General features: G+C 43.4%; 10 protein-coding genes. 3 read left to right on the forward strand and 7 right to left on the reverse strand.

Features of this window, described 5'->3' with window-relative positions:
• Positions 1 to 15: 15 nt before the first annotated feature.
• Both gnpA and P364_RS0117145 read right to left on the reverse strand, forming a co-directional pair.
• Positions 16 to 2196: a 1,3-beta-galactosyl-N-acetylhexosamine phosphorylase gene (gnpA, locus tag P364_RS0117140; protein ID WP_024631315.1), complete on the reverse strand. Its 2181-nt coding sequence runs from the start codon at positions 2194 to 2196 to the stop codon at positions 16 to 18.
• A 13-nt stretch (positions 2197 to 2209) separates the two neighbouring features.
• Positions 2210 to 3229 (reverse strand): glycoside hydrolase family 88/105 protein, encoded by a 1020-nt coding sequence (locus tag P364_RS0117145; RefSeq protein WP_024631316.1) that lies wholly within the window; start codon positions 3227 to 3229, stop codon positions 2210 to 2212.
• A 172-nt stretch (positions 3230 to 3401) separates the two neighbouring features.
• Between P364_RS0117145 and P364_RS0117150 the strand changes: the two genes are divergently transcribed.
• Positions 3402 to 4346: an AraC family transcriptional regulator gene (locus P364_RS0117150; RefSeq protein ID WP_024631317.1), complete on the forward strand. Its 945-nt coding sequence runs from the start codon at positions 3402 to 3404 to the stop codon at positions 4344 to 4346.
• Positions 4347 to 4476: 130 nt separating this feature from the next.
• Here the strand turns inward: P364_RS0117150 and P364_RS0117155 are convergent, their stop codons facing one another.
• The 4 genes from P364_RS0117155 to lpdA form a co-directional block, all read right to left on the reverse strand.
• Positions 4477 to 5649 carry a DUF4317 domain-containing protein gene (locus tag P364_RS0117155; RefSeq protein WP_024631318.1) on the reverse strand — a complete coding sequence of 391 codons (1173 nt, stop codon included), beginning with the start codon at positions 5647 to 5649 and terminating at the stop codon, positions 4477 to 4479.
• Positions 5650 to 5874: 225 nt separating this feature from the next.
• Positions 5875 to 7047, reverse strand: a complete 1173-nt coding sequence (locus tag P364_RS0117160) for an ABC transporter permease (protein ID WP_024631319.1) — start codon at positions 7045 to 7047, stop codon at positions 5875 to 5877.
• Positions 7031 to 7663: an HlyD family efflux transporter periplasmic adaptor subunit gene (locus P364_RS0117165; RefSeq protein ID WP_024631320.1), complete on the reverse strand. Its 633-nt coding sequence runs from the start codon at positions 7661 to 7663 to the stop codon at positions 7031 to 7033. The genes P364_RS0117160 and P364_RS0117165 overlap by 17 nt, the downstream gene beginning before the upstream one ends.
• Positions 7664 to 7766: 103 nt before the next feature.
• Positions 7767 to 9170: a dihydrolipoyl dehydrogenase gene (gene lpdA / locus P364_RS0117170; RefSeq protein WP_024631321.1), complete on the reverse strand. Its 1404-nt coding sequence runs from the start codon at positions 9168 to 9170 to the stop codon at positions 7767 to 7769.
• Between the two features lie 235 nt (positions 9171 to 9405).
• Between lpdA and P364_RS0117175 the strand changes: the two genes are divergently transcribed.
• Positions 9406 to 9975: a TetR/AcrR family transcriptional regulator gene (locus P364_RS0117175; RefSeq protein ID WP_029881049.1), complete on the forward strand. Its 570-nt coding sequence runs from the start codon at positions 9406 to 9408 to the stop codon at positions 9973 to 9975.
• Between the two features lie 81 nt (positions 9976 to 10056).
• Here P364_RS0117175 and P364_RS0117180 read toward each other — a convergent pair whose 3' ends face one another.
• Complete coding sequence (locus P364_RS0117180; protein ID WP_024631322.1) at positions 10057 to 10764, reverse strand: DNA alkylation repair protein; 708 nt, start codon at positions 10762 to 10764, stop codon at positions 10057 to 10059.
• Positions 10765 to 12470: 1706 nt separating this feature from the next.
• On the opposite strand from P364_RS0117180, the gene P364_RS0117190 reads away from it, so the two are divergent.
• Positions 12471 to 13202 carry a hypothetical protein gene (locus P364_RS0117190; RefSeq protein ID WP_024631324.1) on the forward strand — a complete coding sequence of 244 codons (732 nt, stop codon included), beginning with the start codon at positions 12471 to 12473 and terminating at the stop codon, positions 13200 to 13202.
• The last annotated feature ends 119 nt before the right edge of the window (positions 13203 to 13321 follow it).

A 13321-nucleotide genomic window follows, 5' to 3' on the forward strand; every position in this document is an offset into this window, starting at 1 on the left:
TATTGATTCATTATTCTAAGAGGATACCGATTTTGTTGAACCAATTTCGGTGATCTTGGTGTCATGCGGATCTAATTTCACGGTTAGTTTTCCATACTCGGTATCGATCGTTGCGGTTTGAACTTGGTCACTATTGTTGATTACGACCAGTATTTTGCTTTCTGGATAATACGCACACTCTGTCAATAAGTTATCCGTAATGTACTTCGTTTCATGGTATTCATTGCACGCAAAGCGAATCAGATTCAACAGCAATCTTGTGTTCTCCCAACTGAATTGGAATGAAGGAAGGTATATCCCTTTTCCTTTACCGAAGACATGCGTAGATAGTGTGATCATACCATCCGTTTCACTCACTACAGCTGCTGATCCATCGGTGAGATAAATGTTATTTTTCGGAAGTATGCTGGCCCCTTCAGGCGCCAAACCATGCTCATCACAAGCCTCATACTTCCATCTTCCATGAACGACTCTGGCGCCTGTATCCTCATCCACTCCAAGAACATGTGCCATTCTGAAAAAGCTGTCGTACCCTTCTACGGCCGATGGCTGGTTGATGCCAATAAAGGTACCGCCTTCATATACCCATTTGGTCAGCAGGTCCACGCACTGGTGGTCATTCCAATGCGCTCCGCCGCTCCAGGCCGAACCAGCAGAGCCAGCATTAATGACGACGTCAATATGTTGCAGCACGCCCTGACGGATATCTTCAAAATCAATGAACTGCACTTCAACCGGTAAGCCAGACAAAGCTTCATTTACATGAATCAAGTCATGCATATACGTTTCATGGAAATGGCCTGACAATGTCCATGATCTTAATTTGCCCCAGCTATGCAGAACCGCTACCTTCGTCTTCAACTGATAGGGCTTGCCCTCAAGATGCAGCACTTTCATTTTCCTGAACTCATTGGTAATTTTCTCAATGTAATCAACAAAATCCGGGTAAGGCTCAACCAGATGCAGATATCCACCCAATCCAATCCGGTCCATCGGCTCCCGGAGCAAGGCGCGCCGGATATTGATCCAATACTTTTTGGCATCCAGCGTGGGATTGCCACCTTCCTTAAAGGTAGGAAGTCCTCCTAGACCCACCGGGAATAAGTATGGATGCAGTCTTATCTCATGGGTGTCGACCTTGACACCTGAACACATCCTTGCTTCGTAACCGGAGAACACACATTTAATCATCCCGTCGAATCCAAACTCCTGAAAGCGGTCATTGTAAGGCTCCATGCCAACCCAGCTATCATCATAGAAGACATACGCCAGCTTGCCGTGGTTATGCACGATATCAATTAACTTCTTCCCAAATTCGATGACAAAATCATTGATAAATGTCATCCAGTCCCGCTTACGCTGCTCAGCCGGGATATGACTCACCTGATATTTGCCGCCATTCACAAAATCCTCAGCAGAGAGCGAGTATCCGTACTTTTTGGCGAACAGATCGAGCGCTCTTGAACTTACCGTAAAATCATATGAACCCCAATCTGAGAAGAGATGGCGATTACGCTCGTCGCTGCCCCAGATCCAGGCGAAATTATAAAATAATGAGGTGAATCGGACCACCGTTGTTTCCTGATGCTGTTGACACCAGTTCTCCATCCAGTTCAGCAGATATACCTGCGTTTCCGGATAGATCGGATCAATTTGCAGCAAGTGCTCTTTGTCCCAATGGTTCGTGGTGTGATTGTACATCGAAATCTCTTCCCAGATCCGATAGGCCATGAAGCTTACGGTGTATTTATGCCAAGGGACGATACCGGTAATGACTACATGGCCGGATTCCCTTTCATAATTCCACTGCCCTCTTGGCACTTCCTCCCCGGTTGTCCGGTCAAAGACCTGCCAATATTTAAACGCCTCTTTGGAATCATTCACCTTGAATTGTTCAGCAAAAAAATCCTCCAGCAGATAGAACGATACATAATTTTGTACAGCTACCTTCGGATTTGTAATTAGAAAACACTGCTGCAGCTTATCAGAATTACGGGTTGCCCACTCGTTATGATCCCGAATGATACAGATGGTCGAATAAATGCCATACCCAGCGTTAATAATCTCATCGGACAACTGCGTGCCGTCACTGTCACGAATGACATCGGCTCCCCACCGTTCGGCAAGTTCCAAAGTCAGTGCCTCATAACCGGATTCCCCAGGTAAAGTAAAGGAGCCTTTTGTTGGTTTGGACAACGTGGTTCCCTCCCTATTTCAACATGTCGGATAGAAAAGCCAATGCCAAGCCCTGACCCCAGCCCTGAATCCAGTCTTTTGGAATATTGCGATACCCCTCCCGATCCTTCATCACCGCTGTACCGCCCGATACACCAAGCACGCGTCCATCTTCACTAATGTTGTTCAGGATACCTTCCAGTGCCTTTTGCACATATTTGGTATGCAATGGATTGCCGTTATTGATCATGGCTGCTGCAATACCAGCGGAAGCAGACACCTCTTCATAAGAATCTTCGTCATCCAAAACCGTACGCCACAAGCCATTCTCGGTCTGGACGAGCTTCAGAGCCGCCAGTTGATCCCGCAGTGAACACTCCACGTCCATGCACTGTGGATATAGATACCAGTCCTTCAATTGTGGTTTTACTTGTGACATAGTGTAGGCGCCCCAAGCGTTCGCTCTTCCCCAATATAATCCGGACATGTGGTCCTTGTTGACGTTATTGTAGCCGTGGTACCAAAAACCGCTGCTTGGATCCTGCAGGTATTTGATATGCCAGTAATATTGATTCAGAGCATCCTGGATCATTTCCTGATCCTTTAATTTGCTTCCTACACGGAGCAGGAAAAATGCCGCCATAAACAAGGTATCCGCCCATGCCTGCTCGGGAAAATCATTGGAAATAGACACGGTATGCTGCAGCACGTTATCTCCGAATCGAAGTGCATGATTTTGAAGATAATCCACCTTGCTCATCACAATATCCCAATATTTCTGGTTCCCTGTTTCTTCATATAAAGTAATCAGCATATGGCCCATGGCACATGTATTCACGGTCCAGTCCGGCAAGCCCAGCTCGATGTATTCATCCGCCCATTGGACAAGCCTGTCCAAATATTCTTGATTGCCTGTCGTTTGATAAGCTCTGGTTACACCATAGTACGCCACACCGCAAGGCCAATCCCACGTCAAATCCATGGCCAGTGTTTTTTGGGTAACGTTATCAATTACGTTTAAAATTTCTTCCCTGTCATATTTCACTTGCAGCATCGATGATTCCCCTCTCATAGCGCACACGCCCCCAAATGCGCTTGAGAGCTGTCCGTCCTCGGTTTGAAAACGCTTTACTTATTCCATTGTACGCAGTAAAATAGTGTCAATCTAAGCATATTCGCAACAAAACTGCGCAATTTCAATCATTTATGAATGGGAGTTATCGAATGTGCCCAGAAAAAAGCAGCCCATCATTGAATACCGCCACTACAGCTTGCCGATCCATTTTCCTATTCTGCTGTTAAGCGGTGAGCGCTGGAAGATCTCCGATATCAAAAGTGAACATCTCCATTTCCACAACCACTTGGAGATTGGCATTTGCCATTCAGATAGCGGCATTATGGAGATCAAAGGTGAATCTGTACCTTTTAAAGCCGGTGATGTGACCTTTATCCCCAGGTATCTTCCTCATACAACGTATAGTTCACCCAATGAAGCCAGTCTTTGGTCTTATCTCTTTTTCTCGCCAGAGGATCTCTTTCAACATTCGTTTAAGAGCAATGCCTGCAGTAACTTCGAGCCCAATTTGTGGGCAATTAAGGGACTGAACTGCATTTTAAACAGGGAGGAACATCCGAGGATTTATACCCTTGCGACATCGGTCGTAGAGGAATTGAAGCAGAAGAAACCTTTGTATCAGGAAAGTGCCTATGGCTTATTGTTATCCCTTTATATCGAACTCCTGCGAATCCATTCCCAAAGTGAACCCTTGTCAGATCAAGAAACACAGCCTAATTTAAAAGGAGATTTTGTCATTTCTCCGGTTCTGGAGTATATCACCAAAAACTATATGTCGCCCATCACCATCGATTTCCTGTCTGATCTGTGCCATCTGAGCACCACTCATTTTCGCAGAAAATTTCATGACATCATGGGAACCGCACCTCTCGATTTCCTGAATAGCACCCGAATTGAAGAAGCCTGCAAGCAATTAAAAACTACGGATGCCTCCATTCTGTCGATCTCCGAACAAGTCGGTTTTCAGTCCATTTCCAGCTTCAATCGCTGCTTTTCCAAGCTTATGGGGAAATCGCCGAAGGAATGGCGCAAAGGTGCACAGTCTGAAGTGCAGTCCGCGAAAGCGTCCATATTGGAGTTTACGGGGTGGATGTAGGGAAGGGATATGTGCGATAGAGTTTATAGGCAAATTAAAGACGCTTCGAGAGCGAGTCTCGAGCGTCTTCTTACGTTCCTTGTATTATTAATCATTAATTCAACACGAATAAAGGGATTGATAAACGAGTCTACAGTACCTCTGTCGTAAGCGTGAACCCTTCAATCACGACATCTTCGTCCACTTCAATCATGATACACCGTCTGCCTTGATAATTCACCTGCTTCACATATCTCAGGTCTTGCGGGCTTACCGAAATCGTAGCAACCTTGGTTTCAATCTTAATGGACTTGGACGTGAATTTCGGCATCACACTGGTTGCTTTCATCTCATAATTCTTGTTATCGACGATGGTTTCAAATGCACGTTCCACTTTCTCCGACGTCAGATCCTCTACACCGCTTGCCGTCAGCACACGTTCCAGGTCTTTATAATCCAGCTTCGGAGGTTCTTCCTCATGTGACTCTTCGTTAATTTCGATGACCCGGTTGATCTCCTCGTACACATGTGCAATTGTGGCTGAGTCGAGCTGTTCACCGGCTACTTCCTTCACGATATCTTCGAAGATTGCCCGTTCCTCCAGCGCTGTCACGGATCTTTCTCCATTCAATACATTTTCAACAAAATGCGGATCCGGGAAATTCGATTTCCCTGTGCAGTACAAAATACGATTAACATCGGAATAGTTGTCCGTCACACTCGGGTACAAGAAACCCTGCTCTGGTGTGCTTAATTTGACAACCGGATCGACAATCACGTTGTACTTAAATTCTCTCTCCACGTAATCAAACAAGAGTGTTTTCCGCTGCTTCTCCGTGGAATTCACGCTGCACAGGATGAATGGATGTGCGAATACTTCGTTCTTCTCGCTTTCTTCCGCTTCATCGTTACGGGCCTTGGTCGGCAAATAATACTGTCCTCGCACGAACGTGATCACCATATCCCGTTCATACTTGGCATCTGCCAACATTCGTTCCACCAACAGGAGCATCAGGTCCTGCCATTCCTCCGGATCTCCTGTTACCAATGCTTGGTGAAGCATCACCTGAGCCGGCTCTTCCGCCTGCTCCTGAAACTTCAACTCAAACAATTTCTGATCCAGCTCACCCGTCAGCAATTTTTTGAAATTGCCCATGTACAGCTCCTGCTTCTCTCTGTCTACCAGCTCAAACGGATGGCGCTCCCAATGATAGATCTCGTTCGTTTCTTTCGTAATATACACGTTGAGAATATCGTAAATATTCAGTAAATCATGATCCATTTTAAACTGTTTGCGGATATGCGCGACTTCTTTTTTATTCATGATTCGTTAGACAACTCCTCAAGTAAATTGGCCTTACAAGTATAAACGATATAAAAAACCTTCGCTATATAAGTTCAACTAAAGAATATTTCCACTGGCACTCTGATGACAGAACAACCTTCCGATCGCTGTTATCGTAATATGTCATCTGCGGTAACTAAACAGAAAGACACATCAGGAATGATTCCCGTGCGTCTGTTCTCGTTTTAATATTTATGTTTTCGATTAACTGCTGCTCGGCAACACATCTGCATTCAACAGCAGTTCACGGCTGGGAGAAACTTTCCTCGCTTCACGTAGAAACAGTAATCCCATCAAAAGTGAGACTACGCCAATAATAATCAGCAATGCCCCCAACTCCTGACTGTAGGCTGCCAGATCCCCGTCCCGAAAAGCCATTCCGCGAATCAGGCGGTTAAGCCAGTTCATTGGTAATGCCCATGCGAAAATTTGAAACGGTTCTGGAAATGCCAGCGGCGTTAGTTGAATTCCCGTAGCCAAAAAGGACGGATACAATACAAAGCTGGTTCGTAGACTGACTTTGGACATGTCTCTGGCAGTGTATCCAATGAACATACCCAGGAGTGACAAGGCGAAGGCATAAATAACCAGTGGGATGATAAAAAGATAAGGCTCCGCTTCAAATCGCATTCCCCCCACCTGCTTTAACAATCCGTAGGATAGGAGCAGTGAAAGGGAACTCAACACAGCATAAGGTACACACCTTATCCATAGCTGGAAAGGTGACTTTCCGTTTGCAAACAGCTTCCCTTCCTGACGCAGCCGAGGCGCAATCGAGCCCGCTGCGCTTGTCGTTATCATCAATACTACAATATTCACAAAGCCAAGCACCATAAAACCAACATAACTGGAGGTTGGATTAAACAGCATCCGCTGCTGAAGGGATAACGGCGACACGATTCCTTTAGCTGTCTCGGCGTCCATCCCTTTCTGGACTAGACGTGTCATGGAGAGAGTCATATTCTCTGTCTGGATAATTTCCTGAATCGCGGTCCGAATCCCGGTTAGCCCAGAGGGCATCGTGTTATCCATCAAGATGCCGATATTCGTCGATTTCCCTTGTTGTTGACGCACTCCCAACTGATTGGGAAGCATAATGACAGCTACAGCCTGTTCATTGGCAAGCAATGTTTCCGGACTCACTCGGCCGGCATACACACTTTTGACGCTCATGTATTGTGACGCATTTATTTTGGAGATCAGCTGCCGTGAATGTTCGCTATGATCCTCATCTATGATAACAACAGGAGATTTGCTAATTTGATTCTGTGAAAACATTAAACCAAAAAATAGGGCTGCTATAAGCGGACCAATAAAGATCAGTCGAACATACTTACTTCCCAATACGTACTTCCACTCATCAATCAGTGACTTCATCAAGTTTCACCTCTGCTGTCATCCCCGGAAGCAAATCAGCATTCGAATCCATCGATATTCGGACCAGATACATGCTTAAATCGGCTTGCCCTTTTTCGCGCGACATACGCAGGTTCGCAAACTGAGGGGCAGATGAGATGGAAGTAACAACCCCGGTCACCTGTGTTGGCTGATCCAAATACGGAAAATGAACATCAATGCTTTGATTCACTTCAAGCTTTTGAATTTCACTTTCCTGTATGTAAAGGTCCGTGTAATAGTTATTCTTTTGCAGAACCGCCAGCGGAACTCCTGGTTGTACTTGATCCCCCTGTTTTATAGTAACTCGGTCGACCAATCCGTCATACGGTGCGAGTACATCCACTTCTCCTTCCTCAGCTGATTTTACTTTGAACAGCACCTCTCCCTCTTTCACAGAGTCACCTGCAGATGCACCCGCCTCTATAATCGCCCCAGGACTATTTTGATAAAATAATGTCGTTTGCTCTGCCTCAAGTATGCCTTGTTTCCTGCTCTCCGCCTGACTTACCGCATCCTTTCCTTTCACAGCCAGAAGTGAACCTCCAGCAATGAGCACCAGCGCAATTCCGATATACAAACCTGCTTTTATCTTCATTCTTTTATCTCTCCCATTCTAATTCCTCGTATATATAAGTTGAACTAAAGAATATTTACACTGGACACTCCGATGACAGAACAACCTTCCGATCGCTGTATAGTTAACTTTGCTGCGCATGCTTGCTTTTCATTATCATTTTAGTGACCGCATTCTCGGCAGCCTCCATAATCACTTCTCCCAAAGTGGGGTGAGGGTGAATCGTCATGGCCAGGTCTTCCACGGTCGCCCCCATCTCAATTGCGAGAGCAAGCTCCGATATCAATGTGGATGCCTCCACGCCAACAATTTGTGCGCCAATGACGATTCCCGAGGTCGGATCAGCCACAATTTTCACAAATCCTTCGGTTTCCCTTAATGCCAATGCTCTTCCGTTGATCCCAAAAGAAGACTTTCCAATAACCACCGGAATGGCTTGTGCTTTCGCTTCGGTTTCAGTTACTCCAACGCTGGACAGCTCCGGATCAGAAAAGACAACCAGCGGAATCACCTTGTAATCGACTTTGGAGGTAAGGCCAGCAATGGCCTCTGCCGCTACTTTGGCTTCATAGGATGCCTTATGAGCGAGTGCCGGACCTGCTGTAATATCTCCAATGGCATAGATATGGGGGATCATTGTTCTGCACTGTTCATCCGTTTCAACCAGCCCTTTGCTGGTCACTGGCAAGCCCATTCGCTCCAGTCCTAACTGGCCATCTGTATTGGGTTTCCTGCCGATCGTGACCAATACATATTCCGCAGTAACCTGGTGCTGCTCCTGATTTTTCGAATAATGCAGTGTAATGGAATCGGCATTCTGCTCCACCTTTTCAGCAATCGCTCCGGTTACGATCTGGATGCCATCCGCCTTCAATTGTTTGACGACAGGGGCTGCAAGTTCCGGCTCAAATCCGGGCAATACTTGTGCTCCTCCTTCCAGAATCGTTACCTTTGTTCCAAATTTGGCATACATCTGCCCAAGCTCCACACCAATATAACCTCCGCCAATAACAACCAGGCTACTCGGCACCTCCGCCAGAGACAGTGCTTCTGTGGAAGACAAGATACGACCTCCAACCGGAAACGCTGGCAGCTCAATCGGACGAGATCCCGTTGCCAGTATGAGGTTTTTAAAAGAAATGCTATGGTCCTGTCCAGCTTGCTGAATCAGCGCTGTATGTTCATCCACCAGACTGGCCTCTCCTTCGAGAATGGTCACACCCGCATTCTTTAACAAATAGTGGACGCCACCTGCCTGTTTATTCACAACCCCCTGTTTAAAATGCTGTGCATTCTTAAATGTCGCGGCCGCGTCAACTGGATTGAACTGTTTGAACAAATCATAACGATGTGATTCCGCAATTAAGGCTTTGGATGGTATGCAACCCACATGCGTACATACTCCACCAAGCTGTTTACGTTCGACAATTGCCGTTTTCATCCCCAGTTGCGCGGAACGAAGCGCTGCCACATACCCTCCTGGACCAGATCCAATAACTAACGTATCTACAGATTCAAGCTTACTCATATCCCGATACCTCCTAAATTGAAGTCGATTTAAAATATGATGATCGTAATATATTATAACCATCATATTTTAAGACCGTCAACAACCGTATTTGCCCTTTTGTAAATCAACAAGTATATAGTCGCCAAATTGACAGGCTTTATTATGATAACTATAATATTTTAAAAGTATAGAAATTGAACTTAACGTAAACATTCAATTTCTATAGAATGATGAAGCTATGGAGTGAATAACAATGCCCTATCCCAAAGGCCATAAAATAAAAGTACGAGGTAAAATTGTGGAGAGTGCTGCACGGGCTTTTCGCACCAATGGTATCCAGGACGTCAGTGTGCCGTTCATTATGAAGGGAGCCGGATTGACTCATGGGGGCTTCTATTCACACTTTGACAACAAGGAACAACTGGTCGCCGAAGCCTGCGAATATGCCATTAGCGATACCATCGCACTTCTTCAGAAAGTCGCGGATCAGGAAGAGCAAAACCCCAAAATCGATACAGTCATCGATTATTATCTCAGTCCATATCACCGCGACAAAACAGAAATGAGCTGCATTTTCCCTGCCCTTTCCGGCGAAATATCCCGCTCCTCCGAAGAGGTCCGGCAGGTATTCACTCATGAACTGGAGCGAATGGTCACTTTTATCTCCAATTTAGCAGATATGGACATGTCCAAAAGTCGTGCACTGTTTAGTACATTAGTCGGCTCGCTTGTTCTTGCACGCTCTGTTAATGATCCTGAACTAAGCGACAGCTTTCTTGCGGCGGGCAGGCAGCAAGCCAAAGATATGGTTATGAAAGGTTAGAAAACATAAAAAAAACACGTCCATTGTGGCGTGTTTTCTGTAAACTTTTGTACAAATCCTTTTACCCGACAACTTTTCAAATTAGCATCTTACATATTTACGCTTGAATCCAGTACGCCCTTTTTCCACTGCCTGTTGAATATTCGCAGAGGCATGCAGCAGCTTACTTTTTGGCTTGTCTTTGTTGACTTCAACAGGTCCTACGGCATTGGCCGTCTCCACTGCCTGATCGTGCAGCGGTTGATAGGATGTCGCGACGGTGTACAGGAAGTTGTTCATCGAATACTTGGTGCGTTCAGGTGATTCGTGAATCGTCTGTTCTACCTGTTTAAGCATATCGTTCAGCTTACTTTCGGAAAACTCAGCATCCTTCCGGCTTCCGAGTAACCAGCAATAACAGCTCCAGCCTGCTGACATTTTCAAATCATCCCCGCTCGCAATCCACTTGTCCGAAACCTCTTGAGCTATATCCGTCTCCGACAACGTGACGGAAACGATGAAGTCAGAGATCATGTAAAAATAAGCGGCATCGATCCAACGGTCAAAATCAGCTTCCGTCATCACTTGGGGATCGGCAATCACACCAGCAAAGTACATGGCATCATAGTTCCCCGTAGCGTAAAGCAGCTCAGCCAAAGGTTGATCCTTTTTTATTTTCTTCGCGATTGGTTTCATCGCCCCGGTTGCTACTCCAAAAAGCGGTTCCTGTGCGCCATTGGACATATATATTTTCTTTGTTCGTTCTTTCCCGAGCGCTTCAAGCTCTTGCATAACCTCTTCCAAATTCATTGTGCAAAACTCCTTTTTCATAGGACATATATATTTCTTATTTATCGTTTATAGGGAATACAGCTTCCGAGATGATCCGTACAACAATTTCATTTTCATTGTATCACAGCCTGTTGTCACGCCATACATCCAGATTCCACTAAATTCACTCCCATTCCAACATATCGTTTGTACACAAATAACCACTACTCTGAAGAGCAGTGGCACTCTTGATGTTTCTAACAAATTATTTTTCAAATTTTGAAATCAATTTACTTTAAACTTGCTATGTATCCTGATTACCTTTGTATATGTCGGAATGTCTTTAACTAAGCGGACTTTCCTAAACACTGCAAAGACTAGTGATTTGATCTATAAATTAATCGTGAAGGGCGTGCTACTAGCCTTTTAAATTATCTCTGTTATAGGACAAATAATAAAATTAGAACATACTAAAGAGTCCCTTTTCGGGGACCTCAAATGAAATTTATTTAACTTTTTTTGGAGCAATTTTAGCATTTAATATTTCAGGGAAATCGAAAAAATATGAATACTAGGATTTTTCGGGAGTTCAATTGATAGTATTTCCAGTTGTGATTGAATTGCTAATTCTGTTTTTAGATGCAGACATCACTGATTTCTAAAGATTTCTTATACATTCCCTAGCCCAAACAGTAAACTGATTCATTACTTCCAGTATACTTGTTACTCAATCGCTACAAACGATATTTATAATTTCGTGATTATCATTGATAAAATTTATAATATTTCATCAATAGAATTGCCCCATTCAGAACACTCAATAATTGATAACCTCTTATATCTTCTCTAGTAACAATGACGTTTTGACCATTACAGGAGATATTGTCAAACCTATCTTTTTAGTGCACACGCATGTTCCAAATCAGTTTCAATCTTATTTCTAAAGTTGTTTAGAAATTTGTTTAGTTCCATAAAGCAGCTTCCAGTTCCAGTAAGATTGCAGTCGGGACATGTTCCCTATGTCTTGTACTTTTTCATTAGATTTTTCTCCTCTGGTCTAAACGCAAAAAAAAGAAATTCTCAGATTAAGAGAATTCCTTTTATATATGCGATAGCAATATTAGTTTTTTTAAGATAAATAAAACAAGAGTTACATAATCCACTGGTAGCCTAATAGCAAAACATTACCCGCTTTCCAGAAGAAAAATGCCGTCATATCATTGAAGAGGTGCAATATGTTCGCGCTTTCTTTCATTGTTTCAACGATTCATAAAAGAACCATGTCCGTTTCATTAGGTTAACATCATCATACAATTGTATGTACATGTCACAAATAAAAGCAATGAAGAAACGAATTTACAAAATAAATACAATTTCATCCTAATCGTGGACGGATTTCAATTGATGAATGTATCTTTTCTAAATCTGAGCAAGATATCAGGCCAGCTGAATGTTTTAATTTATTTTGAAAACTTTATTAATAAGAAATAAAACAATAATCCTCCTAAGACCCCAAAAAAAGCATATAAATCCGTAAATATATACGCTATTAAGATAGAAGTTATTAATGTCACAACGGTCCCGATTTTTATGTTAGAAAATTTATAGACTATAAAACCCAGGAATCCAGAGACCAAAGTCGTAATAAAAGGAATAAAAAGGTACATTTTTGCTAACCTCCTAACTTGCACTAAATTTTTACAATGGTATACTCGGTTCATACTAAATTTTGGGAGGTAATATCTTTGATTAAACAGATTCCAGCTTTTAGAACGATATCTTTAGCTCTTATCCTTTTCTTACTGGGTACGCTCGTTTACCCTTCGTCTTATTCCAGTGCCTCTGCTAGCTACTCAGAAGAGGATTACCAAAAAATTGCTGAGCATATGAGAGAAGATGGATCCTCACAGGATGATATTATCAGTGTAATTAACAAATTAAAAAATGGAGAAATACTAGATGCTGATAAACCAAACTCAACTGCTTTTAGAACAACAGATTCGAATAACAACGAAAGTTTAACGGTCACTTCTGAAAATCCAACGATACACCAAAAATTCGAGGATGGTTCATACAAGAAATTACGATTAGTAATTGAACCCACAGCTATCGTGACTGCATCTAATGGACAGTCCCTATATTTTAAGGTTGAAGGAACAAGTGTCTATGGGACAGCAAGCTTCAATACCTCTGCATTCATAGACACGCACATTGGTAGTAGCTATATTACTGGTGTATCGGGCACCTCCATTCATTCCATTATGGGAGTATATTCTGACGAAAAGTTGGTAATTGATAGACTTACTGAAATTAGAAGTAAAAGTATTCCTGCTGAAGCACATTTGACTTATAAGCATACCGCTTTCGGTGGTGTATCAGCTAAAACAAGGGAGTTAAGGGTTAAAATTGGAGATCATATTGACGATCGTTACGGAATAGCAGTTACTTTTACCGATGGCAGAGGTTCTTATCAATAAGTATTAACCAGCTGATATATTCATATACAACAAATTCAATGTTCTACGGTGCCAACTTGCTCTTATGTACTATTAACCTTTTTTATGAAGGTTCAAAATAATAATTAGTAGAACCCTTG

The organism is Paenibacillus sp. MAEPY2, from assembly GCF_000499205.1.
Taxonomy (GTDB): domain Bacteria; phylum Bacillota; class Bacilli; order Paenibacillales; family Paenibacillaceae; genus Paenibacillus; species Paenibacillus vandeheii.

Bases quoted from the DNA above. Each gene is read 5' to 3' on its own strand.
- P364_RS0117145 (WP_024631316.1), bottom strand. From the start codon at position 3,229: ATGCTGCAAGTGAAATATGACAGGGAAGAAATTTTAAACGTAATTGAT.
- P364_RS0117155 (WP_024631318.1), bottom strand. From the start codon at position 5,649: ATGAATAAAAAAGAAGTCGCGCATATCCGCAAACAGTTTAAAATGGAT.
- P364_RS0117160 (WP_024631319.1), bottom strand. From the start codon at position 7,047: ATGAAGTCACTGATTGATGAGTGGAAGTACGTATTGGGAAGTAAGTAT.
- P364_RS0117165 (WP_024631320.1), bottom strand. From the start codon at position 7,663: ATGAAGATAAAAGCAGGTTTGTATATCGGAATTGCGCTGGTGCTCATT.
- lpdA (WP_024631321.1), bottom strand. From the start codon at position 9,170: ATGAGTAAGCTTGAATCTGTAGATACGTTAGTTATTGGATCTGGTCCA.
- P364_RS0117175 (WP_029881049.1), top strand. From the start codon at position 9,406: ATGCCCTATCCCAAAGGCCATAAAATAAAAGTACGAGGTAAAATTGTG.
- P364_RS0117180 (WP_024631322.1), bottom strand. From the start codon at position 10,764: ATGAATTTGGAAGAGGTTATGCAAGAGCTTGAAGCGCTCGGGAAAGAA.